The sequence below is a fragment of the Rhizobium sp. WYCCWR 11152 genome, from assembly GCF_013087615.1.
Lineage (GTDB): Bacteria > Pseudomonadota > Alphaproteobacteria > Rhizobiales > Rhizobiaceae > Rhizobium > Rhizobium indicum.
Genome location: NZ_JABFCP010000009.1, coordinates 669,388 through 694,467 on the forward strand (window position 1 = coordinate 669,388; position 25,080 = coordinate 694,467).

General features: G+C 60.7%; 30 protein-coding genes and 1 tRNA gene. 10 read left to right on the forward strand and 21 right to left on the reverse strand.

The window, feature by feature from the left end:
- Position 1: 1 nt before the first annotated feature.
- The 3 genes from G9X67_RS18500 to G9X67_RS18510 are packed head-to-tail and all read right to left on the reverse strand — an operon-like array spanning position 2 to position 1,091.
- On the reverse strand, positions 2-361 hold the full coding sequence (locus tag G9X67_RS18500; protein ID WP_138328434.1) for a YciI family protein: 360 nt from the start codon (positions 359-361) through the stop codon (positions 2-4).
- 2 nt (positions 362-363) lie between these two features.
- Entirely contained in the window at positions 364-723 is a 360-nt protein-coding gene (locus G9X67_RS18505) for a YciI family protein (RefSeq protein ID WP_138328433.1), read from the reverse strand.
- Between the two features lie 11 nt (positions 724-734).
- A complete protein-coding gene (locus G9X67_RS18510) occupies positions 735-1,091 on the reverse strand; it encodes a YciI family protein (protein WP_171599397.1) in 357 nt (118 codons plus the stop codon).
- Positions 1,092-1,243: 152 nt separating this feature from the next.
- Between G9X67_RS18510 and G9X67_RS18515 the strand changes: the two genes are divergently transcribed.
- A complete protein-coding gene (locus tag G9X67_RS18515) occupies positions 1,244-1,462 on the forward strand; it encodes a hypothetical protein (RefSeq protein ID WP_246705427.1) in 219 nt (72 codons plus the stop codon).
- 9 nt (positions 1,463-1,471) lie between these two features.
- Here G9X67_RS18515 and G9X67_RS18520 read toward each other — a convergent pair whose 3' ends face one another.
- From G9X67_RS18520 to G9X67_RS18540, 5 genes are all read right to left on the reverse strand, one after another.
- On the reverse strand, positions 1,472-2,974 hold the full coding sequence (locus tag G9X67_RS18520) for an AMP nucleosidase (protein WP_138328430.1): 1,503 nt from the start codon (positions 2,972-2,974) through the stop codon (positions 1,472-1,474).
- A 171-nt stretch (positions 2,975-3,145) separates the two neighbouring features.
- Positions 3,146-3,325, reverse strand: coding sequence for a hypothetical protein (locus G9X67_RS18525; RefSeq protein WP_062944158.1), 180 nt, complete (start codon positions 3,323-3,325; stop codon positions 3,146-3,148).
- A 212-nt stretch (positions 3,326-3,537) separates the two neighbouring features.
- Positions 3,538-3,834, reverse strand: a complete 297-nt coding sequence (locus G9X67_RS18530; RefSeq protein WP_171599399.1) for a type II toxin-antitoxin system RelE/ParE family toxin — start codon at positions 3,832-3,834, stop codon at positions 3,538-3,540.
- On the reverse strand, positions 3,831-4,100 hold the full coding sequence (locus tag G9X67_RS18535; RefSeq protein WP_062944156.1) for a CopG family ribbon-helix-helix protein: 270 nt from the start codon (positions 4,098-4,100) through the stop codon (positions 3,831-3,833). The genes G9X67_RS18530 and G9X67_RS18535 overlap by 4 nt, the downstream gene beginning before the upstream one ends.
- Positions 4,101-4,175: 75 nt before the next feature.
- Positions 4,176-4,514, reverse strand: a complete 339-nt coding sequence (locus G9X67_RS18540; protein WP_062944226.1) for a DUF2147 domain-containing protein — start codon at positions 4,512-4,514, stop codon at positions 4,176-4,178.
- 442 nt (positions 4,515-4,956) lie between these two features.
- On the opposite strand from G9X67_RS18540, the gene G9X67_RS18545 reads away from it, so the two are divergent.
- The gene (locus tag G9X67_RS18545) at positions 4,957-5,226 is read left to right on the forward strand and encodes a sel1 repeat family protein (protein ID WP_003546876.1); all 270 of its coding nucleotides are present in this window, start codon (positions 4,957-4,959) and stop codon (positions 5,224-5,226) included.
- 135 nt (positions 5,227-5,361) lie between these two features.
- Here G9X67_RS18545 and G9X67_RS18550 read toward each other — a convergent pair whose 3' ends face one another.
- From G9X67_RS18550 to G9X67_RS18560, 3 genes are all read right to left on the reverse strand, one after another.
- Positions 5,362-6,477 carry a pyridoxal phosphate-dependent aminotransferase gene (locus G9X67_RS18550; RefSeq protein WP_171599400.1) on the reverse strand — a complete coding sequence of 372 codons (1,116 nt, stop codon included), beginning with the start codon at positions 6,475-6,477 and terminating at the stop codon, positions 5,362-5,364.
- Between the two features lie 100 nt (positions 6,478-6,577).
- Complete coding sequence (locus tag G9X67_RS18555) at positions 6,578-6,979, reverse strand: pilus protein PilZ (protein WP_003558031.1); 402 nt, start codon at positions 6,977-6,979, stop codon at positions 6,578-6,580.
- A gap of 220 nt (positions 6,980-7,199) precedes the next feature.
- Complete coding sequence (locus G9X67_RS18560; protein ID WP_028741486.1) at positions 7,200-7,601, reverse strand: DUF2177 family protein; 402 nt, start codon at positions 7,599-7,601, stop codon at positions 7,200-7,202.
- 161 nt (positions 7,602-7,762) lie between these two features.
- Here G9X67_RS18560 and G9X67_RS18565 point away from each other — a divergent pair, with 161 nt between their 5' ends.
- A complete protein-coding gene (locus G9X67_RS18565) occupies positions 7,763-8,209 on the forward strand; it encodes a host attachment family protein (RefSeq protein WP_138328425.1) in 447 nt (148 codons plus the stop codon).
- A 47-nt stretch (positions 8,210-8,256) separates the two neighbouring features.
- On the opposite strand, the gene G9X67_RS18570 is transcribed toward G9X67_RS18565, so the two are convergent.
- Positions 8,257-9,123, reverse strand: coding sequence for a LysR family transcriptional regulator (locus G9X67_RS18570; protein WP_171599401.1), 867 nt, complete (start codon positions 9,121-9,123; stop codon positions 8,257-8,259).
- A gap of 91 nt (positions 9,124-9,214) precedes the next feature.
- Between G9X67_RS18570 and G9X67_RS35060 the strand changes: the two genes are divergently transcribed.
- Positions 9,215-9,466 carry a hypothetical protein gene (locus G9X67_RS35060; RefSeq protein ID WP_246705428.1) on the forward strand — a complete coding sequence of 84 codons (252 nt, stop codon included), beginning with the start codon at positions 9,215-9,217 and terminating at the stop codon, positions 9,464-9,466.
- Here G9X67_RS35060 and G9X67_RS18575 read toward each other — a convergent pair.
- Complete coding sequence (locus G9X67_RS18575; RefSeq protein ID WP_018241377.1) at positions 9,417-9,749, reverse strand: hypothetical protein; 333 nt, start codon at positions 9,747-9,749, stop codon at positions 9,417-9,419. The genes G9X67_RS35060 and G9X67_RS18575 overlap by 50 nt on opposite strands.
- Before the next feature lie 354 nt (positions 9,750-10,103).
- Here G9X67_RS18575 and G9X67_RS18580 point away from each other — a divergent pair, with 354 nt between their 5' ends.
- Positions 10,104-10,544, forward strand: a complete 441-nt coding sequence (locus tag G9X67_RS18580; protein ID WP_171599402.1) for a glyoxalase superfamily protein — start codon at positions 10,104-10,106, stop codon at positions 10,542-10,544.
- An 83-nt stretch (positions 10,545-10,627) separates the two neighbouring features.
- Positions 10,628-11,995, forward strand: coding sequence for an MATE family efflux transporter (locus tag G9X67_RS18585; protein WP_171599403.1), 1,368 nt, complete (start codon positions 10,628-10,630; stop codon positions 11,993-11,995).
- A 43-nt stretch (positions 11,996-12,038) separates the two neighbouring features.
- On the opposite strand, the gene G9X67_RS18590 is transcribed toward G9X67_RS18585, so the two are convergent.
- From G9X67_RS18590 to G9X67_RS18625, 8 genes are all read right to left on the reverse strand, one after another.
- Positions 12,039-12,200 carry a hypothetical protein gene (locus G9X67_RS18590; RefSeq protein WP_017959744.1) on the reverse strand — a complete coding sequence of 54 codons (162 nt, stop codon included), beginning with the start codon at positions 12,198-12,200 and terminating at the stop codon, positions 12,039-12,041.
- Positions 12,201-12,301: 101 nt separating this feature from the next.
- Entirely contained in the window at positions 12,302-13,138 is an 837-nt protein-coding gene (locus tag G9X67_RS18595; protein ID WP_171599404.1) for a helix-turn-helix domain-containing protein, read from the reverse strand.
- 51 nt (positions 13,139-13,189) lie between these two features.
- Positions 13,190-13,417, reverse strand: a complete 228-nt coding sequence (locus G9X67_RS18600) for a DUF1127 domain-containing protein (RefSeq protein ID WP_171599405.1) — start codon at positions 13,415-13,417, stop codon at positions 13,190-13,192.
- Positions 13,418-13,506: 89 nt separating this feature from the next.
- Positions 13,507-14,304 (reverse strand): 5-deoxy-glucuronate isomerase, encoded by a 798-nt coding sequence (gene iolB, locus G9X67_RS18605; protein WP_171599406.1) that lies wholly within the window; start codon positions 14,302-14,304, stop codon positions 13,507-13,509.
- 247 nt (positions 14,305-14,551) lie between these two features.
- Positions 14,552-15,472, reverse strand: coding sequence for a myo-inosose-2 dehydratase (gene iolE / locus G9X67_RS18610; protein WP_171599407.1), 921 nt, complete (start codon positions 15,470-15,472; stop codon positions 14,552-14,554).
- A 166-nt stretch (positions 15,473-15,638) separates the two neighbouring features.
- The gene (gene iolD, locus G9X67_RS18615; protein WP_171599408.1) at positions 15,639-17,489 is read right to left on the reverse strand and encodes a 3D-(3,5/4)-trihydroxycyclohexane-1,2-dione acylhydrolase (decyclizing); all 1,851 of its coding nucleotides are present in this window, start codon (positions 17,487-17,489) and stop codon (positions 15,639-15,641) included.
- Positions 17,490-17,691: 202 nt separating this feature from the next.
- Positions 17,692-19,626, reverse strand: coding sequence for a 5-dehydro-2-deoxygluconokinase (gene iolC, locus G9X67_RS18620; RefSeq protein ID WP_138328415.1), 1,935 nt, complete (start codon positions 19,624-19,626; stop codon positions 17,692-17,694).
- A 92-nt stretch (positions 19,627-19,718) separates the two neighbouring features.
- A complete protein-coding gene (locus G9X67_RS18625) occupies positions 19,719-20,594 on the reverse strand; it encodes a MurR/RpiR family transcriptional regulator (RefSeq protein ID WP_138328414.1) in 876 nt (291 codons plus the stop codon).
- A gap of 208 nt (positions 20,595-20,802) precedes the next feature.
- On the opposite strand from G9X67_RS18625, the gene G9X67_RS18630 reads away from it, so the two are divergent.
- The 4 genes from G9X67_RS18630 to G9X67_RS18645 all read left to right on the forward strand — a co-directional run bounded on the left by G9X67_RS18630 (position 20,803) and on the right by G9X67_RS18645 (position 25,049).
- Positions 20,803-21,918 carry a Gfo/Idh/MocA family oxidoreductase gene (locus tag G9X67_RS18630; protein WP_138328413.1) on the forward strand — a complete coding sequence of 372 codons (1,116 nt, stop codon included), beginning with the start codon at positions 20,803-20,805 and terminating at the stop codon, positions 21,916-21,918.
- Between the two features lie 87 nt (positions 21,919-22,005).
- Complete coding sequence (locus G9X67_RS18635) at positions 22,006-23,223, forward strand: FAD-dependent oxidoreductase (protein ID WP_138328412.1); 1,218 nt, start codon at positions 22,006-22,008, stop codon at positions 23,221-23,223.
- Positions 23,224-23,392: 169 nt separating this feature from the next.
- Positions 23,393-23,483 (forward strand) — tRNA-Ser (locus G9X67_RS18640).
- Positions 23,484-24,041: 558 nt separating this feature from the next.
- Complete coding sequence (locus tag G9X67_RS18645) at positions 24,042-25,049, forward strand: porin (protein ID WP_138328411.1); 1,008 nt, start codon at positions 24,042-24,044, stop codon at positions 25,047-25,049.
- The last annotated feature ends 31 nt before the right edge of the window (positions 25,050-25,080 follow it).

Consider the following 25,080-nt stretch of genomic DNA (forward strand, 5'->3'; position numbering starts at 1 on the left):
CTCAGTCCGGCAGGGTCAGTATCCGCACGGGCCGGAGTTCGACCGCGCCGAAACGCGCCGACGGGATCCGTCCGGCAATCTCCCTGGCTATCATCACATCCGGCGCCTCGATGACGTAGAAGCCGGCCAGGTGCTCCTTCGTCTCGACATAGGGGCCGTCCGTGGCGGAGAGCGTGTTGTTGCGGACGCGCAGCACGGTCGCCTTGTCAGGCATCTCCAAGGCATCGGAGTGGATCATGATGCCGTCGCGGCACAGCTCCTCATCAAAAGCGAAATGCGCTTTGATAAGTTCGTCGGTTTCATCAGGCGTCAGCGTTCCGTCGGTGTCGGTGCTGTTATAAATCAGGCAGATGTAGCGCATGACTATTTCCCATCCTGGATAGCGTAGGTCGGGCGCACTTCGATCGAGCAATATTTGAGGATCGGAAAACTCGACACGATCGTCTTCGCCTCGTCGATATTCTCGGCTTCGATCAGCACAAAACCGCCGAGGTGCTCTTTGATTTCGGCAAATGGGCCATCGGTCGCAGAGACGTCGCCATTGCGCAGGCGGACCGTGATCGCTGTTGACGGTTCATGCAAGGCGAGCGCCACCAGCAGATGACCGCTCTCGCGCCAGCGATTGTCGCTGATGATGCACTCCTGTGTCAGCGCATCCCATTCGGTCTGAGGGACCAGCTTGCTTTTTTCCGTGTCGAACCAGATCTGGCATAGAAATTTCATTTGGTCTCTCCTCACTTAGCTCCGAATTCGTGGATTGGCCGCACTTCGATCGCGCCGAGCATGGCGAGCGGGATGCCCGCGGCAATGCGGATCGCTTCGTTGAGATCCTTGGCCTCGATCAGGATAAAGCCGCCGAGCGCCTCCTTCGTCTCGGCGAAGGGACCGTCCGTCACCGACGTCTCGCCATTGCGCACCCGTACGGTCACCGCCGATTTTGGCGGCTGCAACGCCTGGGCGACGATCATATGCCCGCTTTCGACGAGGTCCTTGTCATAGTTCAAGGAATTGGTGTCGAGTTCGGTCTTCTCCTTTTGCGTCATCGCGTCGAGCACCCCGCCATCGAACCAGACCTGACAGAGATATTTCATCGCGGCAGCCTCCTTGCCCTGTTCCCATAAACATGGACGAACGACCTGCATGCATTTCGACAGCGCCGCGAAAAAAATTGTGCGGACGAGGTGTCGAAATCGCAAGGCAGCACTCGACAAGGCTTCATCGAAACCTGTCGAGGAGAATGGAAATGAGCATTCTTGAAATCGCCCTGGCAAGTCACATCTGGGCACGTCGCCACGAGAAGCGTCAGCTGCTAGTACCCGACGATGCCGATGCGCTGAAGGTTCTCCTGCGCATCGCTTTCGTCGTGGTGGCCTTCACCCTGCTGATAGCAGGGCTGAATCTTGCCGCCGGTAAGCCGCAGATGGTGGCCGAGGGCTCGGCGCCTGTCGTGACGGGCAGATGAGGAAACGGCCTATTGGAAGGCCGTTTCGAAGAAGCTGCGCAGCTTGCGTGAATGCAGCGCTTCCTTCGGCATGGCGGCAAGCTTCTGGACGGCGCGGATGCCGATCTGCAGGTGCTGGTTGACCTGCGTGCGGTAGAAGGCCGTTGCCATGCCCGGCAGCTTCAATTCGCCGTGCAGCGGCTTGTCGGAGACACAGAGCAGCGTGCCATAGGGCACACGGAAGCGGAAGCCGTTGGCGGCGATCGTTGCCGATTCCATGTCGAGCGCGATCGCGCGCGCCTGGGAGAGCCGCTTCACCGGCCCACGCTGGTCGCGGAGTTCCCAGTTGCGGTTGTCGATCGTGCCGACGGTGCCGGTGCGCATGATGCGCTTCAGCTCGAAACCCTCATAGCCGGTGATTTCGGCAACGGCGGCTTCGAGCGCTACCTGCACTTCGGCCAGCGCCGGGATCGGCACCCAGACCGGCAGGTCGTCGTCGAGAACATGGTCCTCACGCATATAGGCGTGGGCGAGAACATAGTCGCCGAGCCGCTGGCTGTTGCGAAGACCGGCGCAATGGCCGAGCATCAGCCAGGCATGCGGGCGCAGCACGGCGACGTGGTCGGTGATCGTCTTGGCGTTGGAGGGGCCGACGCCGATATTGATCATGGTGATCCCGGCATGGCCCTTCTTCTTCAGATGGTAGGCCGGCATTTGCGGCAGGCGGGTGAGGGCGGAATCCGTTTCCGGCGCGTTCGAGCCGGGAAGGGTGACGACATTGCCGGGCTCGACGAAGGCGGTATAGCCGTCGCCGCCCTCCGCCATCAGCTTGCGCGCCCAGCCGCAGAATTCGTCGATATAGAACTGGTAGTTGGTGAACAGCACGAAATTCTGGAAATGTTCCGCATGCGTCGCCGTATAATGCGACAGCCGGGCGAGCGAATAATCGATGCGTTGCGCGGTGAACGGCGCCAGCGGCGAGGGCTCTCCCGGCGGTGGGATATATTCGCCGTTGGCGATCTCGTCGTCGGTGGTGTTGAGGTCGGGCGTGTCGAAGATATCGCGCATCGGAACGTCGACGAAGGCGTTGGTCGAAGCTTCCACATGTGCACCTTCGCCGAAGGCGAAGTGGAGCGGGATCGGCGTCGACGATTCTGAGACGACGATCGGAACATTATGGCTCTTCATCAGCAGCGACAGTTGCTCCTTGAGGTAATGCTTGAAGAGCTTCGGCCGGGTGACGGTCGTCGTGTAGATGCCGGGTGCCGTGACATGACCGTAGGAAAGCCGCGAATCGACATGGCCGTAGCTTGTCGTTTCGATGCTGACCTGTGGATAAAATGCGCGGTAGCGCGAGGAGATCGGAGCGCCCTGCGCAAGTTCGCTGAAGCTCTCGATCAGGAACGCCGTGTTGCGCTCGTAAAGCGCTGTCAGCGTCTCGACCGCCTTAGCGGGATCATCGAAGCTCTGAGGCTGGAAAGGCGGTGGAGAGGATGTGTCGAGGGGCGACAAAAGGGAGATTCGTTTGTTCATGACGCATTATAGAGAGTTGTTCTTGACAAGCAAACGACGCGCGCCGGCGGATTCCGATTTTTTATCTTCTTGCGCGTCTGGTGTGAATGCCTGTCGCCCAACGTGCGCAGCGGTTTTGAGACGACGACATGCATAAATCAAAGACTTAGAGCGCATCGCGATGCGCTTTACTCACCGCACCGCAGGCGCGCAGAAGGTGCCGTTTCTCTCCAGGCAGGTATAGCTCGCCCCGAAATGCGACTGCGCGCCGCCGCCGCCATCGTGCACCACGACTGCCGAAAACGTGACCGCGAAGATCGCCGCAAACAGTGTGATGATGCTAAGGCGTCTTGCCAGAATATAGTGGTTCATTGCCTTGCCCCCGATACGCAACTCTATCGTGACATGAGTTTTGCCATGCGGTGGCTGAATGAGTGCTGAGATGCCGGTTCATCCGCCGTTCAGCTTGCCGGGCCGGCTCGGGCCGGTCGCCAAGGGTTTCGAGGCATGCCTGCGTCGACATGCTTGGCGTTTTGGAGGATGGCTGCGCAGGTGCGTTGCGGTACGCTTGTAAGTTGGTTCGGTTATTCTTCGGCCGGCCAATCCCGCGCGGTATAGATCACACGCAAGATGACGACGCTTTCGCGTCCTGCGATCGACCGCAACTCATAGGAAATTATGTAGGGGAGCCGGGTCAGGGATATTTCATAAGTGCCAGTTATTCGTCCTGGTCGACCGGTTGCAAATTCGCCAAGTTTCTTGCCGGCATCCTCGATGGCGTCCACAACCCTTTCGGCCGCATCGGGGTTGTCCTTTGCGATGTAACGCAGAATTTCCAGATTATCCTGATGTGCTTCCTTCGGCCAAAGAACCGGCCTCATCCGCGCGGGGTCTTCCTACGCTTGGCATCCGCGATGACCTTACGCATTTCGGCGACAGCCTGCTCGTGCGGTATAACGCGCCCAGCTTCCGCATCGGCCATGCCGCGCTTGATACCCTCGATGATTTCAAGCTCGCGCTCCACATAGGCCGCTACGGCCTCGCCGGCGAGGAATGATTTGCTGCGTTGCGTGTCGGCCGCAATCCTGTCGAGCTTTTCTTTTACGTCGGGGCGGACCCGAATTGTCATGGTCGTGCTGCCGGCCACTTCGAAAACTCCTGTGTTGAGCTGTGTACACTCTAACACATCCCGGCCGTTGCCCGCTATCCGCCCCGCGTTCTCTCAGAGCCGCGTCCAGGTCTGCGACTTGCAGAGGATCTTCATCACGCAGCCCTGCATCCTCAGCGAATTGCCGGAAATCTTGCCCGAGCCGCTATAGGTCTTCTCGGCGGCCGGGTCGGTGATCTCGCCGGCATAGCTGCCGCCGGTTCCCGCAAGTGTGCCGATCTTCCGGCCGGCATATTTACCGGTCTTCAGTGTCACGCAGTAACTGCCGCCGCAGGATGCGATCACCGCCGTATCGCCGGCGGCCGTCTTCCAGTTGCCGACGATCGGCTCCTCGGCATGCGCGATACCCGCGATGACTGTTATGAAGCCGGCGAGAACGAAGCTGCGGATCATCTTTTCCTCCATGATGTCCCTGATCGCCGCGAAAATAACTGACGCGAACGTAAAGGTAAACAGGGTCAATCGCTATCATGCAGACTGGCTGAAAATCACGAGAAAAGCCGTGCGGCGAGCTTTCAAAGATATCGCCTGCTGATTTCATGATGAACGATCCGTTTATTTTCAAATCTGAATCTTTCGTAAAATCCGCTCGAAAATCCTTAATTCGCAGGGAGTCCGATGTTTAACGAAAATCCAATTTTACCAAGTGTTTGCACTTTGTTTGTCTCAAATTAATCATGCATTTTAGGCGTTTTTTGAAAGCCGTTTGGCATAGTGAACCCATCAAACGAGCGGGGCAAACCCGCCGGACCGGAAGGGCCGCAAGCCGCGATAGACGGCAAGGCCCGAAGGTAAAACAGGGTCAGTCATAAACAGGCTAACAGGGATAAAACCGATGGCACGCTTTGAAATGCACAATGCTGAAACGGCCACCATGGGTGGCGACAACAACAGCGCCGATGTCTTCTGCGAAATGGGTCTGATGTATGCGACCGGCCGCGGCTGCGAAGTCGATCTCGTTGCAGCCCACAAATGGCTTAACATCGCCGCAATCAAGGGCAACGACCGCGCCGCCGAGCTTCGTGCCGACGTGGCCGCCGCCATGGACAAGATGCAGCTCGCAGCAGCGCTGCGCGCCGCCCGCGAGTGGATGACGGTTCACTAGAACCGTCTCCGATCAATTCGACAAGAGCAGCAATAACAACCTCAAAAAGAGGGGGCTGGCGGGGCGCTTTGGACGGGGCCGACGCCGGGAGAACGGAACCGCGACCGGATCCTCCACCGGCCGCGGTTCTTCGCTTTATCGGCCGATCTGTTTCAGAACCTGCGGCAGAGCCTGTTCGAGCAGCGCCATATCCGCCTCCGGCCCGACGCTGATGCGGATGCAGCGGTTGAGGGGCGCCACACCAGGCATGCGGATGAAGACGCCGTGCTCTATCAGGCCGTCGACGATCGACCGCGCATAAGCGCCGTCGCGCCCTGTGTCGATCGCCACGAAATTTGTTGCCGAGGGCAGGGGGACGAGGCCGTTCGCCCGGGCGATGCCGCCGATCCGCTCCCGCGCCGCATGGATTTTCCCGACCACCTCGACGAGATAGGCCTGGTCCTTGAGGGCGGCGAGCGCTGCAGCCGTTGCCAGCCGGTTCATGCCGAAATGATTGCGGATCTTGTCGAAGGCCTGCGCCGTGCCTGCCGTCGAGATCGCGTAGCCGGTGCGTGAGCCGGCAAGTCCGTAAGCCTTGGAGAACGTGCGGGTGCGAACGACGTTCGGCAGCTCGATGAGCGAGGAGATCGACGGCAGCGAACCTGCCGGCCCCGTCTCGCTATAGGCCTCGTCGAGCACCATCAGCGTCGTCTCGGGCAGCGCACGGGCGAAAGCGACGATGCTGTCGGCATCCCACCAGCTTCCCATCGGATTGTCGGGATTGGCGAAATAGACGAGCGGCGCATTCTCGCGTTTCACCGCATCGAGCAGCCCGTCGAGATCCTCGCGGTCGTTTGCGTAGGGAACGGTCACCAGCCGACCGCCGAAGCCGGCGACATGGAAATTGAAGGTCGGATAGGCGCCGAGCGAGGTAACGACGGGCGCGCCCGGCTCGATCACCAGCCGGACGATCTGGCCGAGCAATTCGTCGATGCCGCTGCCGATGGCGATATTGGCGGCCGAGATGCCGAGATGGGCGGCAAGCGCTTCCCTGAGCGCGAAATTCTCCGGATCATTGTATTTCCAGATATTGCCGGCCTCTTCGCGCATCGCTGCAAACACGGAAGCGGCGGGGCCGAAGCCGTTCTCATTGGCGCCGATGCGCGCCGAAACGGCAATCCCGCGCTGGCGCTCGATCGCCTCGGGGCCGACGAAAGGAACTGTGGAGGGCAGGGCGCTGGCAAGAGGTGTGAAGCGCGAAAAGGCGGACATGCGACGGCAGTTTCCCGGACATAATGACAATTGGCAAAACAATAGGCCCGGGCACGGCCAACGCAAGCAAGATTATTATTTCCGCAACGACTCGGCCTGTTCAGGCGCGGAAGATCGGCGCACGCCGGGCGGCAATTGCTTCCATGTTGCCGACGAGGAAATCGGTGCGGACGACGCGGCGCAGAACCTCGGGGTCCATGATGTTGATGAACCGCACCCCGATGCGTTCCTTATGGCGATAGACCTCGGCGCAGCCGATCCGATAGGCGAGGCCAAGAATGTTGAGATAATAATGCTTCGGCAGGCCGGCCGTGGTCGAGACGATGAAGGTGGCGCCGCCCTGGGAGATATCGATGATCTCGGCGCTTCGCATGGAGACGCCTGTGAGGCACGGCCGGACGGCGACGATGCGGGCTGGCCGTTTGACGCTGAATTCTTCCCAGCGCAGGTCGTAGACAGCGGACTTGACCGTGGCAAGGTGTGTAGCGCGGAGCATAGTCATTCACATTCTCCGTCAGTCAGGACGCATTGGGGGTCTTGATCGCGAGCAAGCTGGTCTTGATCTCATTCAAGCTGGGGTCTTGCTCCAACCAAGGTCACATGAATGTTTTGCACATTCGTCAAAAATAAAATTACAATTTTAACGAGTTTAAACTTTGTTCCCAAGCGGGACGCCCGATGTTCATTATCGGGACGTGGGCTTTCATCTCCAGGCTCCCGTTTCAGCCAAAAAATCTGACGGCGAAATATCCGCCGGCGGCGGTCAGCGCCGTCAGAGCCGTGCCCCAGGCCATGTCGACCAGGCTCATGGCGAGCGGCCAGTTGCGAAGCGTGGCAAGATTGGTGATGTCATAAGTGCCATAGGCTGCCAGTCCCAGAATGGCACCGTGGAGAAACGCGGTGGTGATCGAGCCTGTCGATAGGGCCGGCAGCACGGCAAGCACAACCACCGCGGCGGCGAAGAAAAGGTAGAACAGTGCGCCGACCGCAAGATTGGGCGAGGGCAGCATCAGCGCTCCCAGTTGGTCGCGGTAGAAGTTGCGGGCGATGAGGCCGAGCCATATCCCGTCGCAGACGAGAAGGGTGAGAAAGGTGCCGGCATAGGCGAGCAGTGATGTCTTCATCGTCAATCTCCCGAACTTGGCCTTTCTACGCAGCAAGGGCCAGCCGGATCGCCGCCGGTTCGATTTCGGCGCAATTTTCCCGAACTCTTTCAATGGCCGAGCGTTGTGCCTTGATCGATGAAGCACGGCGCGCTTCGAATGACGACAGCGAGGAGTTGAAGATGACTGATGTAAAAATCCCTTGGGAATCATGGGTCGTGGTCTGCGATGGAGCCAAGGCTCTGATCATGCAGAATGCCGGCGATGCCCAACTGGTGAACCTGAAGGTGCTGGAAACCCTGACACAGCCGAGCGCGCCGGATCGCGAGATTGGCGCCGATAAGCCTGGCCGAACCCATGCTGCAGACGGACTGAGCGGCAGCGCTGTCGAGGAGACCAGTTGGCAGGATCAGGCCGAAACCGAATTTCTGAAACAGGTGGCGGAAAAGCTCGACGAGTTGGTGCAGGAAAAGAAGGCCCGTCGCATTGTCCTCGTCGCACCGCCGAAGGCGCTTGGCGCGCTGCGGCCGGCACTCCGCGCCGATACGCAGGCGGTGATCACCGCGGAAGTGGCAAAAGACTATACCAATATGCCGGTCGACGAGATCGAGCGGCATCTCGCCGCCTGAGCCGGTTAGCAACCTCAGAGAACGCGGGTCGAACGGCCCGCGTTTTCTTATGTCGCCGCCTTATGCCCGGCAAACAGCTCTTCATGATCGGCAAAGAGCGCCGCCAGGCGGTCGATGACGATCCTGACTTCCGGCCGCTGCCGCTCGTCGTCGTGCGCAACGATCCACATTTCGTTGGTCAGTTCGTCGATGACAGGCCCGGCGCGGACGAGCCTACGCTCCTGATCGCCGATGAAACAGGGGAGCACGCCGCGGCCGGCACCGCCGCGGATGAGGTAAAACAGCATATGCGGCGTGTTCGTCCAGCTGGTGATCCAGGAATCCGGCTGTTCGAATGTCCATTTGTCGGCCGGCGTGATGGCGGTGTCGGTGCCGAGCGAGATCCAGTTGCAGTTTTTCTCGTCATAGCCGGCTGCCTGATAGGCCGCATGCGCCACCTTGACCGAACGGCGGATCGCGACGTTGCCGCTGTCCGGTCGGCTGTGGCGAATGGCGATATGCGCCTCGCGATAGGTGAAATCGACGGTGGCGTCGCAGGTCTTGTAGCACATGCGGAAGCTGTCCTTCGGCGTCCAGACGCTGGCCAGATGGTCGGCGACGAAGCGGGAGGTCCAGCTGTCGGCGGCCGTCGAGACGATCGGCAGTGTCAGCACCTCGCCGCGCCAGTCGGAGATCGCACGCGCAGCATCCTGCATCAGCCGGACGCGATCGAGCAGCTCCTGCCCGTCCTTGGCGAGCAGATAACCGGTGGGGCCGCGGCTGAACAGCGAGCGGCCGGTCACCCGTTCGAGCGCCAGCATGCGCCGGCCGATTGTCGGCGCGCTGAGCCCGGTGCGCGCCGCCGCCGCCGAAAGCCCGCCGCCGGTCGCGACATGGAAAAAAAGCTGCAGGTCGTCCCAGCTTGCATCTTTCATGGATGAAAACCCCCTTTCCTCAGCGCCTCTACATCGGAGGGGCGCGAAGGCTTAGCTCAAGTGCTCCAGGAAATAGATGGAGGATGAAGCAATGGATCTCAACTGGGTTGTTCTCTTTAGGGAAATCGAAATCGGCAATCGCCGGATCCGCCGTGATCCCTTGGCCGATCCTCTCGATCGTCCGGAATGGCGCGGATTTCTCTGGGCCGTTCCGATCATCGCGCGCCTTGCCGCAAGACGGAGCGGCGAAACAAAGGCGACGCGCCGCGATGCTACACGGATCGGAAAAAGCCTCAGGTTTCGAAGTTCAATCGCAACACGTGGTGCAGGAATTCCGGATTGATCAGCATGTTGAAGCTGATCGTCACCAATTCGCCTTCGCGTTTGACCACGGTCGCACCGATCTCGTCATGGATGCCGAGGATTTCGAGGAAGAAATGGCTCGGTATTTCCAGGTTCGGGCTGACTTCGAGCAATGCGCCGGCAAGCGTGATCGTGCGGATCAGGCAGCGCACCTGCGTTCCGGTGCTGAGGTGATGGCCGACGAAGATGATGTTGCCGGGCCTGTCGAGATTGAATTCCCTGTAAGCACGTTCCGGCTTGGGGTGTTCTGTGTCGAGGTGCATCTGAAAGGCCCTTTTAGCCTCCGCTTGTAATACGACAGGATATTACGTGAAGAATGCTGACATTTGCTGAAGAACATCGTTAAGATTGAATCCTTATGTGACAGCCGCGGGAAAATCGCATCGATTTCGTGCAGATTTGCCCCAAAGTTGCGCATTCCCAAGGCAGATGCGCCATTCTTGACATGTCGGCGGCGTTCGCGCATACAAAGGCCGGTTCGAGGCACCGGCCGCTCGCGGATGAAAATCCATGGTGAAGTCCTCGCGATCATGGTCACGGCCCTTTGTGCATGCTGACTGGCGGCAATGCGAGCTCCCATCCACAGTCGAAGAGCATGCCTTGCGAAGGCTCACTCCATGACGACGACCTATCCTGCCATTGACGAATTGAAGGCTCAAGCCAAGCGCCTGCGCCAGGCGATGAACGATCGCTGCACCCCGCTCACCCACAGTGCGGCTCTGGAAATGATTGCCCGCCAGCACGGCGCGCGCGATTGGAATACGCTCGCAGCCCTTGCGGCAAAGCCCAATGCTAGCCCGAAGACGCCGCTCTTCGTCGGCGCGCATATTCGCGGCCGTTATCTCAATCAGCCGTTCACCGGCGAAGTTCTGGCACTTTCGGCCCTGCCGGGCGGCGATCTGCACAGGATCACCATCCATTTCGACGAGCCGGTAGATGTCGTCACCTTCGAGAGCTTTTCGGCCTTTCGCCAGCGCGTGAACGCGCAGATCGATGCCGACGGCGTCTCGCCGCGGAAGACCTCGAACGGCCTGCCGCATCTGGTGCTCGATCTCTAGATTGTTTTTGTCCTTTTGAGACCGTCCGGATCCGGATGACTTTTAAGCCGGATCGGGCCCGCCTCATATCGCACGGATTCTCCATGACCGATCCTTCCCAAGGCAATGCCTTTCTCACCGGCTGGCTGCCGGGCGTCTTCATCAGGACGGCGGCACCGATCGTCGCCGTCACCACCGTCAACGGCCTGTTCACCGTCGTCGACGCCTATTTCCTCGGCGCCTATGTCGGTCCGGACGCGCTCTCTGCCGTCAGCCTGATTTTCCCCGGGTTGATGCTGCTGGTCGCCCTGCAATCGCTGGTCTCGAACGGTATGGCGAGTATCCTCGCCCGCCGGCTCGGCGCCGGCAATCGTCAAGGCGCGCGTCGGGTGTTTGCCGGCGCGCATGCGCTGGCGTTCGCCGTCACCCTCATCCTCAATCTGGTCTACTGGACCGTCGGCCGGCAGATCATCGATGCCGGTGCTGCCGGCAATGCTGCCGTGGCCGATGGCGCCATGCTGTTCATGGGCGCGATGATCGCCTGTGCGCCGATCAGCTTCTTCCTGTCGCTGCATCTCGACGGGCTGCGCTGCGAAGGCAAGATCGGTTTCATGACCTGGGTGACGCTGTCGGCCTCACTGCTCAACATCCTCGCCAACTGGCTGTTCATGGCGGTGATGCATTGGGGCGTGCTCGGTTCGGCAGCCGGCTCCATCGCATCTCAATTCGTCTGTCTCTCAGCCGTGCTCGCCTATCGCTGGCGCCGGCCTGCGGCACTGAGGCCTTCCCGAGGGTTGGCTCTTGCCGAATGGCGCGGCATCGTCGCCTTCGGCGCGCCGATGAGCCTCGGCTTCATCGGCATATCGCTGGCCTCGGCCGCCATTCTGCTCAATGTCTCGCTCTGGAGCGTGGCAGACTACGTCGCAACTGTTGCCGCCTATGGCATCATCACCCGGATCATGACTTTCACCTATCTGCCGTTGCTTGGCCTCAGCATCGCGCTGCAGACGATCGTCGGCAACAATCACGGTGCCGGCCTCGGGCTCCGCGTCGGCCGCAGCCTGCAGATCGCCATGCTCGCCGCACTCGTCTATTGCACCCTGGTGGAGATCATCGTCGAGCTGCTGGCCGGCCGCCTCGGCGCCGTCTTCGTCGCCGATCCCGCGATTGTCGCCGAGGTCAGGCGAATTCTGCCCTGGACGATCGGCGCCTATTTTCTCTTCGGGCAGATGCTGATCCTGTCGTCCTATTTCCAGTCGATCGGCGATGCCCCGCGCGCGGCGATCTTCGGCCTGTCGCGGCCCTATCTGCTCACCCTGCCGCTCACCTTCCTGCTGCCCTTCGTCTTCGGCGAGCAGGGGATCTGGATGGTGCCGGTCTTTGCCGAGGCAGGCATGTTCATCCTTGCCTTCCTCGTGCTGTCGCAGAACGCCAAACGCCGCGGCTGGCGCTATGGGCTTCTGCCCGCCTGAAACGCAAAAGCCGCGCACCCCGGCGCGGCTTGTCTCATGTTGTTTATTCTTTGCCTGCCGAAGCGGCCGATGTCGCAGCTTCGGCCTCATTCAAGGCCTCGGCGCATTCCTGGCAGCAGACTTCGACAGCCTTTCCGCCGAGCTTGACGGTGATGGTCTCCGCACCGAGTTCGCAGTCGCAGGCGGCGCATGTGGTCTTCTTCATCTGAGGATCCTCCGTTGATCGTCCCGCGATCGGGACAAGCTCATAAGATCATCGAAGACCGCATCGTCGCTGTCGAAATCTTTAGCGATTGATGGGAGCTTTTACCTGTGTCGCAACTGCGCCGCGCGTTGGAATTCGGCCGGAGTCTGCCCGAAAGTCTGCTTGAAGGAAGCGCTGAAATGGCTGTGGCTGGAAAAGCCGAGGTCGAGACCGAGCGCCGTCAGATCCTCGTATTGGCCAAGCAGATCGAGCGCGCGGGCAAGCCGCAGCCGCAGCTGGTAGCGGTAAAGTGGCGTCGCCTCGACCTGTTGGAAGACCTGGGTGAGATAAACGGGCGAGACGCCCACTTCGGTGGCGATTTCCGAAAGTGTCCAGCGCCGCGCGAGATCGGAGGAAAGCACCAGCTTTGCCCGGTCGACGAGTTTCTGCCGGCCGGCGCTGGCGCCCGCCGCATGCGATGTGCGCTCGCCGAGCGAGCGGCGCACCAGCGTCAGCGCCAATATTTCCGCTTCCAGTGTTTCGGCGACGTTGCGGCTGAGACCATGACGCAGGAGCGCAACCAGCGCCTGCGCGCGCGGATCGATCCGCCGGCGCTGGCGGCGGAAGGAAAAGGGCGGGCCGGGCTGCGCCTGCTCCTTCGGCGTAAGCTCTTCGAGCATGGATTCGTCGATCGCCAGATCGATGCAGGCGTCGCCACCCTCGATAGGGTGGCTGATTCGATATGCCTGGCCGGCATTGAAGAACAAGACCTGATTGGCTTCGGCCACCGTATCATTGCGGCCGACATGCCGCATGAAGACGCCGCGATAGGGATAGACGAGGCTCGTCCTGTGGGCGCATTCCTCGTCGCTCTTATGACGGCACTCGCCATTGCAGACGATGTCACGAATAGTGACCATCTTCGTTTTCAGAAGCGGTGCCGTTGAGAACTGCGACATTGCATATTCCGTATCAGACAGGCCAGAACCGACAGTCCTTATAACAGCACTTTAGTAACGGCTGTAGACGTGAACATCGCTTTCCGTCTGCCCCCTGGAAAGGCCGATATCCTTCAGCTGTTCGTCGGAAAGCTCCATCAACGCATTGCAGTTGCGTCGTTCGTTCATCTTGCGCGCCAGCCAGCGCGCCACCGTGATTGCGGCAAGGAGGAGGCCGGGTCGCGTAAGATGCGAAGAGCGAATATTTCGGGCCGATATCGTGAAATTCGGGCTGTGCATGGTGATCCTCCATCCGTGTTTGGATGGAGGCAGTGAACCATCAGCGGCGTTTTCGCGCTGTCAGATTATTTAGCGATCGAACGCGACGCTTACGCCTTCAGCAGCCACTCGTGCTCGGCGGCATTGTGGAATTTCCAGATCCGCTGCGGTCCGGCCATGACGTTGAGGTAATAGAGATCGTAACCATGGCAGGCGGCGCAGGGGTGATAGCCTTTCGGCACCAGCGTCACGTCGCCGTCCTCGAGCGCCATCGCTTCGTCGAGCGAGCGATCGTCGGTGTAGACGCGCTGGAAAGCGAAGCCCTGCGGCGGGTTGAGGCGATGATAATAGGTCTCTTCCAGGAAGCTCTCGTTCGGCAGGTCGTCTTGGTCGTGTTTGTGCGGCGGATAGGAGGAGGTGTGGCCGCCTGGCGTAATCACCTCGACGACCAGCAGCGAATGCGCCGAGCTATCGTCTTCCGGCATGATATTGTTGACATAGCGCACATTCGTGCCCTTGCCGCGCGTCACCTGCGGGTGCGTGCCGGGCGGGATGGCCTTTGCCTGATAGGTGCCGCCGCCGGGTGCCGAGCAGACCGCGAGCTCCAGATCGGTCTCCGCCGTCACCGACCATGCCGATTCCATCGGGATGTAGAGCGCATGCGGGGCGCCTTCGAACGGGCTCATCCGGCCGCCGAGCGTGCCGAAATCCTTGGTGCCGGCAGACGCTTTGCCCTTGCCGGTCACCCAGACGAGGCAGACTTCGCGATCACCCGTCTCTCCCGAAACGGTCTCGCCCGGCTTCATCCGATGCAGATCGAAGCCGACATAGGTCCAGCCGGCATTTTCCGGGGTGACATGCGTGACGCGGCCATGCGTGCCTGATGGTTTCACCTTGAGATTTGGCATTGGTGTTTTCCTCGTAAGTTGGTGGACGCGGCCCCCTCATCCGGCTGCCGCCACCTTCTCCCCGCTGGGGAGAAGGGGTATACCGCGCCGCTACCATTCCCCTTCTCCCCACCGGGGGTCCGAAGGACGGGTTGAGACCGGTGGCTTAACCCAGGCAAAGGTGCCCGTAGGGCGGATGAGGGGGTTCTTGCTCCAGCAGTCCGGAAAGACGAACTACTTGTGGAAAGAATCTCCGGACAAACAGTTTTTACGATCCCTTGGGGAAGCCTTCCGTTTCCACGGTATAGCCCGCAGCCGTCATGACGCGCATCAACTCGGCGTGACCGATCTCGGCCATTTTCTGCGGCGGGGCCTTTCGCGGATCCTGTTCGGCCTCGACGACGAACCAGCCTTCATAGCCGTGATCGGCCAGCCGCTGGACGATGGCGCCGAAATCGAGCGAGCCGTCGCCAGGCACCGTGAAGGCGCCAAGCGCCACCGCATCGAGGAAGGACTGCCGGCTGCGATCCAGCCCATCCACCACAGGCTTGCGGATGTCCTTGACGTGAACATGGTTGATACGGGCGTGGTGGTTGCCGATGGCGCGCAGCACGTCGCCGCCGGCAAAGGCGAGATGGCCGGCATCGAGCAGCAGCGGGATGCCTTCGCCCGAATGGCGCATGAAGGCGTCGAGTTCCGGCTCGGTTTCGACCACGGCCGCCATGTGGTGGTGATAGGAAAGCGGCATGCCCTGCTCGGCGCACCATTCCCCGAATTCCGTGACGCGACGCGCATAGGCCTTCATCTCGTCATCTGAGAGGCGCGGCTTGGTCGCGAGCGGCTTGGAGCGGTCGCCCTGGATGGAGCGACCGACTTCGCCATAAACGATGCAAGGTGCATTGACCGCCTTGAACAGCGCGATCATCGGCGCGATGCGGTCCTTGTTGGCGGCAAGCTCCTCATTGACCAGCGTGCCGGAGAACCAGCCACCGCACAGCGTCACGTCGGCGGCGCGCAGGATCGGGAGCATCTCTTCCGGATTGCTAGGGAAACGGCGGCCTTGCTCCATGCCGGTGAAACCGGCGCTGCGCGATTGCCGCAGGCATTCCTCGAGGGACACATCGTCGCTGAGCTCAGGAAGATCGTCGTTCCACCAGGCGATGGGCGACATGCCGAGTTTGGCCTTCATCAACATTCTCCTTAAAAGCATTGCGGAAGAGCCGGGACGCTCTTCCGAGAAATCATAGCACTACAGCGCCGCGCGTCTTTTGACGCGCAAAGGACGCTGTAGCACTTCGAATTGCTGCATAATTTTGTCCTTAAATCGATCCCGATTTAAGGAATTATGCAGTAGATTAACCGATGCGCTGGGCGGTGCGTGCTTCGACATAGCCCTTGCGCGCTTCGTTGACCTGTTCGCGCGGGCTGACCTCAGGCACCGCGACATCCCACCAGTGGCCGCCGGCCTCCGTGGTAATGAGCGGATCGGTGTCGATGACGAAGACCGAGGTGCGGTCGTTCTTCTTGGAGGCGGCGAGCGCCTGCTCCAGCTCCACGATCGAGGCGACCTTGACGGCGATGGCGCCCATGCTTTCGGCATGCGCGCGGAAATCGATCTCCGGCATCACCTCGTGATAGGAGTCCTTCAGCAGATTGTTGAAGTTGGCGCCGCCGGTTCCCATCTGCAATCGGTTGATGCAGCCGTAACCGCGATTGTCGAGCACGACGATGTTGAGCTTGAGGCCGAGCATGACCGAGGTGGCGAGCTCGGAATTCATCATCATGTAGGAACCGTCGCCGACCATGACGACGACATCCCGTTCGGGACGCGCCATCTTGGCACCGAGCCCGCCGGCGATTTCGTAGCCCATGCAGGAAAAACCGTATTCCATGTGATAGCTGCCCGGCGCCGTCGCCGGCCAGAGCTTGTGCAATTCGCCCGGAAGGCCGCCTGCAGCACAAAGAACCGTCGTATTCTCGCCGCCGATCGTGCGCGCCACCGCGCCGATCACCTGCGCATCGGAGGGCAGGGCGGCATTGGTGGTTGCCATCGCCTTGGCGGCGGCCTCCAGCCAGATTTTTTTCTCTAAAGATGCCTTTTCTGCAAGCGCTGCCGGCGCCTTCCAGGCGGAAAGCCCGGCCGAAAGCGCCTTCAGCCCTTCGCGCGCATCGGCCACCAGCGGATGACTGTCGTGCTTCACCGCGTCATAGGCGGCGATATTGACGCCGATCATCTTCAGGCTGTCGTTCTTGAACAGCGCCCAGGAGCCCGTGGTGAAATCCTGGCAGCGCGTGCCGACGGCGATGACGAGGTCCGTCTCTTCGGCGATTGCATTCGCCGCCGAGGTGCCGGTGACGCCGACCGAACCAAGCGCCAGCGGATGGTTCTCGTTGATCGACGATTTGCCCGCCTGGCTGACGACGACCGGAATGCCGTGGGCCTCGGCAAAGGCGGCAAGCTCCTTCGTCGCCTGCGAATAAAGCACGCCGCCGCCGGCAACGATCACCGGCTTCTGCGACGCCTTGATCAGCGCGATGGCATTTGCGAGCTCGTCCGCATCCGGCTGCGGCCGGCGGGTCGTCCAGACTTTTTCATCGAACAGGCTTTCCGGATAATCATAGGCTTCTGCCTGAACGTCCTGGCAGAGCGACAACGTCACCGGGCCGCAATCGAGCGGATCGGTCAGGACCTGCATGGCGCGCTTCAGCGCCGAGATGATCTGCTCGGGCCGGGTGATGCGGTCGAAATAGCGCGAAACCGAACGGAAGGCATCATTGGCCGAAACCGTGCCGTCGCCGAAATCCTCGATCTGCTGCAGCACCGGATCCGGCGCACGGTTGGCGAAGACGTCGCCCGGCAGGAAGAGAACGGGAATACGATTGACATGCGCCACGCCGGCGGCCGTCACCATGTTCAGCGCGCCCGGACCGATCGAACTCGTGCAGGCCATGAAGCGCGTGCGGAAATTCGCTTTGGCATAGGCGATCGCGGCATGCGCCATGCCCTGTTCGTTGTGGGCGCGATAGGTCGTCAATTCGCCGCGCACCTGATAGAGCGCCTCGCCGATGCCGGCGACGTTGCCGTGACCGAAGATCGCCCAGACGCCACCGAAGATCGGCACTTTCTTGCCGTCGACGATCGTCATCTGTACTTTCAGGAAATGCGCGACGGCTTGTGCCATCGTCAACCGTATCGTCTTGCCCATCGGGTCCTCCCGCAATCTTTCTTTTCGCGTTTTCCCCTCCCCAACCCCTCCCCACAAGGGGGAGGGACTTAACTTGGGGCGCCGCCTCACACCATGAGCGAGCGTCCTTTGGGACAAGACGCTGCGGCGAGAATGCAGAGAGCCCGGCAGTTTGGCCCCGCCCCCTTGTGGGGAGGGGTTGGGAGGGGTCTTAATTCTAAGTTTACTGATGTCCGCGCGTCTTCAGCCACGCCTCTGTCAGTTGCCGGAAGCGGCCGGCCATGTCGGCGATCGCTTCCTCGTCGTTCATTTCGCCTGAAAGCCAGGCGCGCGCCGGATCGGCAAAGATCGTCCGGCCGACGGCGAAACCCTTCACGGAGGGAGCTGCCAGCGTCGCCTCGAAGCAGGAGATCAGCTCGTTGGCGGGCGCCTCGAGCCCCAGCAGCACGATACCGCGGCACCATGGATCATTTTTGGCGATCACCGCATCGATCTTCTTCCAGGCTTCACGGGATGCCTGCGGCTCCAGCTTCCACCAGTCCGGCTTGATGCCGAGCGCATAGAGTTCCTCCAGCGCTGTCGCGATCGTATTGTCGGTCAGCGGCCCGTTCTTGCCGGAGATGATCTCCACCAGTAGTTCGCGGCCGACCTTGCGGGCGGCCTCGAACAGCGTGCGCAGTTTCTCTTGCTGCTCCGTCTTCAATTCGGCCGGATCATCGGGATGATAGAAGCATAGGCATTTGATGCAATGACCGAGGGGCCATTCGACGAGCTGCGAGCCGATATCCTGGCTGAATTCGAAGCGCAGCGGCTTCGAGCCCGGCAATTCCACCGGCCGCCCGATCCAGGAGAAATTCTTCGTCGCCGCATCGAAGAAAGCGTCGCGGCCGAAGCGTTCGTCGATCAGCATGCCGTAGCCGTCGCGGCCGTTCGAAACCCGCGCCGCTGCCGCCACCGCCAGCCGCTTGAAGGCGACGATCTTTTCGTGGCCGACGCCGAGCTCATCGGCGACGCTGACGAGTTGCGAACGGTGGTCGATCGCCAGCGCCATCAAAAGCGGGATTTCGCCGCGCCGGGTCGATGCCCAGTGGATATGGTTGAGCGCCTCGTCCTTGCGCAGCGCCCGGTGTTTGCTGCCGGTCGTCAGGAAGAAGTCGAGTTCGGCCCAGGTCGGATATTCCGGCGAGCACAGCAGGCGTGAGACGGCGAAGGCGCCGCAGGCATTGGCCCAGGTGGCGCAGGTCTTCAGCGGCTCGTCTCTCAGGAAACCGCGCAGGAAGCCGGACATGAAGGCATCGCCGGCGCCGAGCACGTTGAAGACTTCGATCGGGAAACCCTGGCCGATGATGCCGGCTTCGAGATCGTCGGCGATCGGCCCGTCATAGACGATGCAGCCCATGGCGCCGCGCTTCAAGACGATCGTCGCCGGTGACAGGCGGCGGATCTCCTTCAGCGCGCCGAGCACGTCGTCGGCGCCGGAAGCGATCAGGATTTCTTCTTCGGTGCCGACGATGAGATCGCAGTCGGGCAGCGTCTCCTTCATCTTCGAGGAGACCCGGTCGGATTTCACATAGCGCTCGAAGCCTTCCGCATGGCCGGCAAGGCCCCAGAGGTTCGGCCGGTAATCGATATCGAAGATCACCTTGCGGCCGTTCGCCTTGGCGATGCGGATAGCCTTGCGTTGCGCGGCTTCGGTATTCGGCCGTGAGAAATGTGTGCCGGAAACGAGAACGGCGCGCGACGATCTGATGAAATCCTCGTCGATATCGCCTTCATCGAGCGCCATGTCGGCGCAGTCCGACCGATAGAAGATCATCGGCGACACACCCTCGGCCTCGACCGCCAGCAGCACCAGCGCCGTCAGCCGCTCCTTGTCGGTGATGATGCCGTCTGTGGCCACACCTTCGCGCGCCGACTGCTCGCGGATGAAGCGTCCCATCTGCTCGTCGCCGACGCGGGTGATGAGGCCGGATTTGAGGCCGAGCCGCGCCGTGCCGATGGCGATATTGGCCGGGCAGCCACCGACGGACTTGGCGAAGGAGCCGATATCCTCCAGCCGCGAACCGATCTGCTGGCCGTAAAGATCGACCGAGGAACGGCCGATGGTGATCACATCAAGCGCCGGCTCCGGCTGTGAACCCGGATTCGATTGTACCATGATGTCCTCCCGCTAGATTTTGCGCGGCTTCCAGTGCCTGCGAATTTTCAATAATGAAACATCGGTTCCGATATTTTGTCAATTCGGAATGTTTATTCCATTTTGCCTTTTGCAGGTTTTGACTGTTGATGCTTGCGCCGCCGCTCGGCGATTGCAACCGGCAGTGCCATCGTGAGTGCCATCGAGGCCGAAAGCGAGCGGAAGCCGGCGAAATCGGCCTCCGCCACCTCGAACCAGTGCGTGGCGCAGGCGGCAAGCGGCGAGAAGGCCGAATCGGTGATCGCAATGACGGGGACGCCGCGGTCGGCAAGCTCCTGGCTCTGGTTGAGGCTGTCGGCCGCATAGGGCGAAAAGCTCGCCGCGATCGCCGCATCCTTCGGTGTTGCGAACTGCACCATCTCAGGGTCGACACCGTTCGGCGAGGCGACGATCTGGTGGCGGATGTTGAGCTTGGAAAAAGCGTAGGTCATGTGCGCCGTCAAGGGGTAGGAGCGCCGTTTGGCGATCAGATAGATCGTCTCGGCGTTAGCAAGGATATTCACGGCTTTGGTGAAAGTATCGCTCTGCACCGTCGCCGCCAGCCGATTGACCGACTGGTTTGCCGCGGCGATGAAGCCGGAGAGCAGATTGGCGTCCTCATCGTCGCCGCTCGATTGCTCCAGCGTGACGAGGCGCTCTTCGTAGCTCAGCGTCCGGTCGCGCAATCTCTCGCGAAAGATGCTCTGCAGGTCGGAAAAGCCTCCATAACCCAGATGATGCGCCAGGCGCACCAGCGTCGACGGCTGAACGTCGGAGGCGGCCGCGATGCTCGCCGTCGTGCCGAAGGCGATCTCGTCGGGATTGCCGAGGGCGAAGGCGGCGACCTGCGCCAGCCGCTTCGGCATGTTCGCCTTGCGCTCGATGATGGTACTGCGCAGGCTTTCGAAATCGCGCGGTACGCGCGCGTGCCTCTGGGGATCGTTATCCATGCTTGCAGCTCGGGAGATGAAACAAATATTCCATATTATCGAACATAAACGATTTCAAACGACACGGCCAATTGTTTTTAATCCCCTGTAATTGAAGGCTTTTGAACAATTACATTCGGGAATGGCGCAGAAATGCCTGTGAGCAGGTCCCTTGTCAAAATGATCCAAATATTCCAAAAATCCGCGCGCAGCTCTGGAGGAGACGGAAATGAAGCCACTCGGCATCGGTTTGATCGGCACCGGCTATATGGGCAAGTGCCATGCGCTGGCGTGGAATGCGGTGAAGACGGTGTTCGGCGATGTCGAGCGTCCACGTCTTGTGCATCTGGCCGAAGCCAATGCCGGGCTTGCAGAGGCTCGTGCCGGTGAATTCGGCTTCGAGAAGGCGACGGCCGACTGGCGGGCGCTGATCGCCGACCCCGATGTCGACGTCGTCTCCGTCACCACGCCCAATCAGTTCCACGCCGAGATGGCGATTGCAGCCCTTGAGGCCGGCAAACATGTCTGGTGCGAAAAGCCGATGGCGCCGGCCTATGCCGATGCCGAGCGCATGCTGGAAACGGCGAAGCGATCCGGCAAGGTTGCCGCCCTTGGCTATAATTACATTCAGAATCCCGTCATGCGGCATATCAGGACGCTGATTGGCGAAGGCGCCATCGGCGCGGTCAATCATATCCGCGTCGAGATGGATGAGGATTTCATGGCCGATCCCGATGTCTTCTTTTATTGGAAGAGCGAGCTTTCCGCCGGCTACGGCGCGCTCGACGATTTCGCCGTGCACCCGCTCTCACTGCTCTGGTATCTCTTCGGCCATGTCGAGGCCGTCATAACGGATATGGTCAAACCCTATGCCGACCGCCCGCTGAGCGAGGGCGGTCGCCGTGCCGTCGAAAACCACGATGGCGCCAACGTGCTGATGCGGCTTGGCGGCGGCATCTCCGCCGTGTTGATGGCGAATCGCGCCGCCTGGGGTCGCAAGGGCCGGATTGCGCTGCAGATTTATGGCTCGACAGGCTCGATCGTCTACGACCAGGAGCGGATGAACGAATTCGAACTCTATCAGTGCGAGGGTCGTGGCTCCGAGCAGGGCTTCCGCAAGATACTGGCGGCACCCGCCCATCAGCCTTATGATCGGTTTATCCCGGCACCAGGCCACGGCCTCGGCTTCAACGATCTGAAGATCATCGAATGCCGTGAGCTGATCCGGGCAATATCAGGCGAGCCGTCGTCGATCGTGACATTCGAAGACGGTCTCAGGATAGAGAAGTCGGTGCATGCCATGGCACAGTCCTTCCACGAGCGCCGCTGGATCGAGATCGGCTGAATGTAAGAGGCCGCTTTCCGTTGACGGGGCGTGGGGTAGGGAATAGGCCTTGGCGTGGTTGTCGGGCGCAGCTTCAGGAGTGAGATCGTGACGGATAGACTGGTGATCATCGGCGCGGGACAGGCCGGTTTCGCATTGGCGGCCAAGCTGCGTGCGTTGAAGGATACGCGCCCGATCACCCTCATCGGCGCGGAAGACGTCGCCCCCTATCAGCGCCCGCCGCTCTCAAAGAAATACCTGCTCGGCGAAATGGCTTTCGACCGCCTGCTGTTCCGCGCCGAGCACTGGTATGCGGACAATGACGTCGACCTTCGCCTTTCGACCTGGGCCGAGCAGATCAAGCCGGACAGCAAGCAGGTTCTGCTGCAGGACGGCTCCGTTCTTGATTACGGCACGCTGGCGCTCGCCACCGGCTCGACGCCGCGCCGGCTGCCGGCCGCAATCGGCGGCGATCTCGAAGGCGTCTATGTCGCCCGCGACAAGCGCGATGCCGATCAGCTCGCTGACGAGATGCGCCCCGGTCGCCGCGTCCTCATCATCGGTGGCGGTTATATCGGTCTCGAGGCGGCGGCCGTTGCCCGCCATCGCGGCCTGGAAGTCACCGTCATCGAGATGGCCGACCGCATCCTGCAGCGCGTCGCGGCGAAGGAGACCGCCGACATCATGCGCGTGATCCACGAGGCCCATGACGTGGTGATCCGCGAGAAGACAGGGCTCAAGCATCTGATCGGCAAGGATGGCCGCGTCACCGGCGCCGCACTTTCCGACGGATCGGTCATCGACATCGATTTCGCCGTCGTCGGCATCGGTGTCGCCCCGAACGATCAGCTTGCCAAGGAAGCCGGCCTCGAAGTCGCCAACGGCATTGTCGTCGACGAATTCGCCCGCACCTCCGATCCGGCGATCTTTGCGGCTGGCGATTGCGCCGCACTTCCCTGGCAGGGCGGCCGCATCAGGCTCGAATCGGTGCAGAACGCCGTCGACCAGGCCGAAGCGGCGGCAGCCGTCATCGCCGGCGGCAGCGAGCCCTATGATCCGAAGCCGTGGTTCTGGTCCGACCAGTATGACGTCAAGCTGCAGATCGCCGGCTTCAATCTTGGTTATGACGAGACGCTGCTGCGCCCCGGCGCCCGCGAAGGCGCCCATTCGGTCTGGTACTTCAGGGAAGGCCGGCTGATCGCCGTCGATGCGATCAACGACGCGAAAGCCTATGTGACCGGCAAAAAACTGCTGGAATCCGGGACCAATCCCGACAAATCGATTCTCGCCGACCCCTCTGCTGACCTCAAGAGCCTGCTCAGCTGAGCTTGGCTTCTTCATCGAAGAGAACGAAGCGCGATCAAATTCCGCGGATTTTGCCAGGAAATGCGGTTTGTTGGCGCAACCGGCCGAATTGCAGCTCGCTGCATTTCTTCTGGTGAAAACTCAAAAAACCCTTGCATTCACAGACCGGTCACCATAGTTAGGCCGCACCGGAGAGGTGGCCGAGTGGTCGAAGGCGCTCCCCTGCTAAGGGAGTATACGTCAAAAGCGTATCGTGGGTTCGAATCCCATCTTCTCCGCCATCCCGATTTCTTAAGCGCGCATCGATCGTTAGTTTCTGGCCGGGAATCATGTTCGCTTAGTTGGCTAGGCCGCGCGACGAAAAAATCTCTCTGCCTCAAGCGAGAGAATCGCCCGCGGGAATCACCTCCCGCGCTCCAGCCACCAGCAGGGGCGAAAGCGGATCGGTGCACGTCGGGTTACGCTTCCGGCAATCATGAATCCCCCGCAAGAGCCGCATTTTGTCGAAAAAGTGTCACGAATGTGTCGCAAAGCGCATGTCCAATCCTTTGCTGGTCTGACCTAAGCCTCCGCAAAATCAGGGTTTTCTTAACAAAGCATAAAGGAAATCGAGGCCGGTTGCCCGACTTGTGTCCTTTCAGCAACAGAATGTCGGGAAGGCTCCCTCAAATCACCCATCCGAGTAAGTTGGTGATTGCGTGACGGCTTCCGTCTTGTATTTTCAGCGTCGGAAGCAAGGGCGACTGATCGTCCACTTCTTGAAACACGGGGATGGGGCAGGGAACGCTGCTCAGCGAAAGATCCCAAACCCGATCGAAACTTTGAATTGGAGGTCATTTATGAACATCAAGAGCCTTCTTCTCGGCTCCGCTGCTGCTCTCGCAGTAGTTTCCGGTGCTCAGGCTGCTGACGCTATCGTTGCTGCCGAGCCGGAACCGGTTGAATATGTTCGCGTCTGCGACGCTTACGGCACCGGCTATTTCTACATCCCGGGCACCGAAACCTGCCTCAAGATCAACGGCTACGTCCGTTTCCAGGTCAACGTTGGCGAAGATGTCGGCGGCGATTCTGACTGGGATGCATTCACCCGCGGTCAGGTTCAGTTCACGGCAAAGAGCGACACCGAGTATGGTCCGCTGACCGGCGTCATCGTCATGCAGTTCAATGCTGACAATGCCACCGATCAGGCTGCTAAGCTCGACTCCGCTTACCTCGACATCGCCGGCTTCCGCGCTGGTCTGTTCTACAGCTGGTGGGACGATGGCCTCTCCGGCGAAACCGACGACATTGGCTCGCCGGTCACCCTGCATAACTCCATCCGTTATCAGTACGAAACCGACGCCTTCTACGCTGGCATCAGCGTCGATGAACTCGAAGACGGCTTCTACAAGACGGACGAAGAAGCCAACAACGTTGGTGTTGCAGTTGGTCTCGGCGGCAAGGCTGGTGCATTCAGCTACCAGATCACTGCCGGCTACGACGTCGACAACGAAGACGGTGCTGTCCGTGCAATGGGTACGGTTGACATCGGTCCTGGTACGCTCGGCCTCGCTGCCGTATACGCTACCGGCCCGAGCTCCTACTACACCAAGGCTGAATGGGCTATCGCTGCCGAATACGCGATCAAGGCAACCGACAAGCTCAAGATCACTCCTGGCGTCCAGTACTACAGCAACTACTACGTTGCTGGCGACGACTTCAGCGACGGCGATGCCTGGAAGGTTGGTCTGACGGTTGATTACCAGATCGTCGACAACTTCTACGCCAAGGCTTCGGTTCAGTACCTCGATCCGGAAGATGATGACGACACCACGGCTGGCTACTTCCGCCTGCAGCGTGCGTTCTAATCTGATCTGACTTCGGTCAATCAGGAAAGCC

Bases quoted from the DNA above. Each gene is read 5' to 3' on its own strand.
- iolD (WP_171599408.1), bottom strand. From the start codon at position 17,489: ATGGGCAAGACGATACGGTTGACGATGGCACAAGCCGTCGCGCATTTC.
- G9X67_RS18550 (WP_171599400.1), bottom strand. From the start codon at position 6,477: ATGTCCGCCTTTTCGCGCTTCACACCTCTTGCCAGCGCCCTGCCCTCC.
- iolB (WP_171599406.1), bottom strand. From the start codon at position 14,304: ATGCCAAATCTCAAGGTGAAACCATCAGGCACGCATGGCCGCGTCACG.
- G9X67_RS18580 (WP_171599402.1), top strand. From the start codon at position 10,104: ATGACGACGACCTATCCTGCCATTGACGAATTGAAGGCTCAAGCCAAG.
- iolE (WP_171599407.1), bottom strand. From the start codon at position 15,472: ATGAAGGCCAAACTCGGCATGTCGCCCATCGCCTGGTGGAACGACGAT.
- G9X67_RS18555 (WP_003558031.1), bottom strand. From the start codon at position 6,979: ATGACTATGCTCCGCGCTACACACCTTGCCACGGTCAAGTCCGCTGTC.
- G9X67_RS18560 (WP_028741486.1), bottom strand. From the start codon at position 7,601: ATGAAGACATCACTGCTCGCCTATGCCGGCACCTTTCTCACCCTTCTC.
- G9X67_RS18545 (WP_003546876.1), top strand. From the start codon at position 4,957: ATGGCACGCTTTGAAATGCACAATGCTGAAACGGCCACCATGGGTGGC.
- G9X67_RS18525 (WP_062944158.1), bottom strand. From the start codon at position 3,325: ATGAACCACTATATTCTGGCAAGACGCCTTAGCATCATCACACTGTTT.
- G9X67_RS18595 (WP_171599404.1), bottom strand. From the start codon at position 13,138: ATGTCGCAGTTCTCAACGGCACCGCTTCTGAAAACGAAGATGGTCACT.
- G9X67_RS18590 (WP_017959744.1), bottom strand. From the start codon at position 12,200: ATGAAGAAGACCACATGCGCCGCCTGCGACTGCGAACTCGGTGCGGAG.
- G9X67_RS18530 (WP_171599399.1), bottom strand. From the start codon at position 3,834: ATGAGGCCGGTTCTTTGGCCGAAGGAAGCACATCAGGATAATCTGGAA.
- G9X67_RS18505 (WP_138328433.1), bottom strand. From the start codon at position 723: ATGAAATTTCTATGCCAGATCTGGTTCGACACGGAAAAAAGCAAGCTG.
- iolC (WP_138328415.1), bottom strand. From the start codon at position 19,626: ATGGTACAATCGAATCCGGGTTCACAGCCGGAGCCGGCGCTTGATGTG.
- G9X67_RS18570 (WP_171599401.1), bottom strand. From the start codon at position 9,123: ATGAAAGATGCAAGCTGGGACGACCTGCAGCTTTTTTTCCATGTCGCG.
- G9X67_RS18515 (WP_246705427.1), top strand. From the start codon at position 1,244: ATGAGCATTCTTGAAATCGCCCTGGCAAGTCACATCTGGGCACGTCGC.
- G9X67_RS35060 (WP_246705428.1), top strand. From the start codon at position 9,215: ATGGATCTCAACTGGGTTGTTCTCTTTAGGGAAATCGAAATCGGCAAT.
- G9X67_RS18500 (WP_138328434.1), bottom strand. From the start codon at position 361: ATGCGCTACATCTGCCTGATTTATAACAGCACCGACACCGACGGAACG.
- G9X67_RS18565 (WP_138328425.1), top strand. From the start codon at position 7,763: ATGACTGATGTAAAAATCCCTTGGGAATCATGGGTCGTGGTCTGCGAT.
- G9X67_RS18540 (WP_062944226.1), bottom strand. From the start codon at position 4,514: ATGATCCGCAGCTTCGTTCTCGCCGGCTTCATAACAGTCATCGCGGGT.
- G9X67_RS18585 (WP_171599403.1), top strand. From the start codon at position 10,628: ATGACCGATCCTTCCCAAGGCAATGCCTTTCTCACCGGCTGGCTGCCG.
- G9X67_RS18575 (WP_018241377.1), bottom strand. From the start codon at position 9,749: ATGCACCTCGACACAGAACACCCCAAGCCGGAACGTGCTTACAGGGAA.
- G9X67_RS18625 (WP_138328414.1), bottom strand. From the start codon at position 20,594: ATGGATAACGATCCCCAGAGGCACGCGCGCGTACCGCGCGATTTCGAA.
- G9X67_RS18510 (WP_171599397.1), bottom strand. From the start codon at position 1,091: ATGAAATATCTCTGTCAGGTCTGGTTCGATGGCGGGGTGCTCGACGCG.
- G9X67_RS18630 (WP_138328413.1), top strand. From the start codon at position 20,803: ATGAAGCCACTCGGCATCGGTTTGATCGGCACCGGCTATATGGGCAAG.
- G9X67_RS18645 (WP_138328411.1), top strand. From the start codon at position 24,042: ATGAACATCAAGAGCCTTCTTCTCGGCTCCGCTGCTGCTCTCGCAGTA.
- G9X67_RS18520 (WP_138328430.1), bottom strand. From the start codon at position 2,974: ATGAACAAACGAATCTCCCTTTTGTCGCCCCTCGACACATCCTCTCCA.
- G9X67_RS18600 (WP_171599405.1), bottom strand. From the start codon at position 13,417: ATGCACAGCCCGAATTTCACGATATCGGCCCGAAATATTCGCTCTTCG.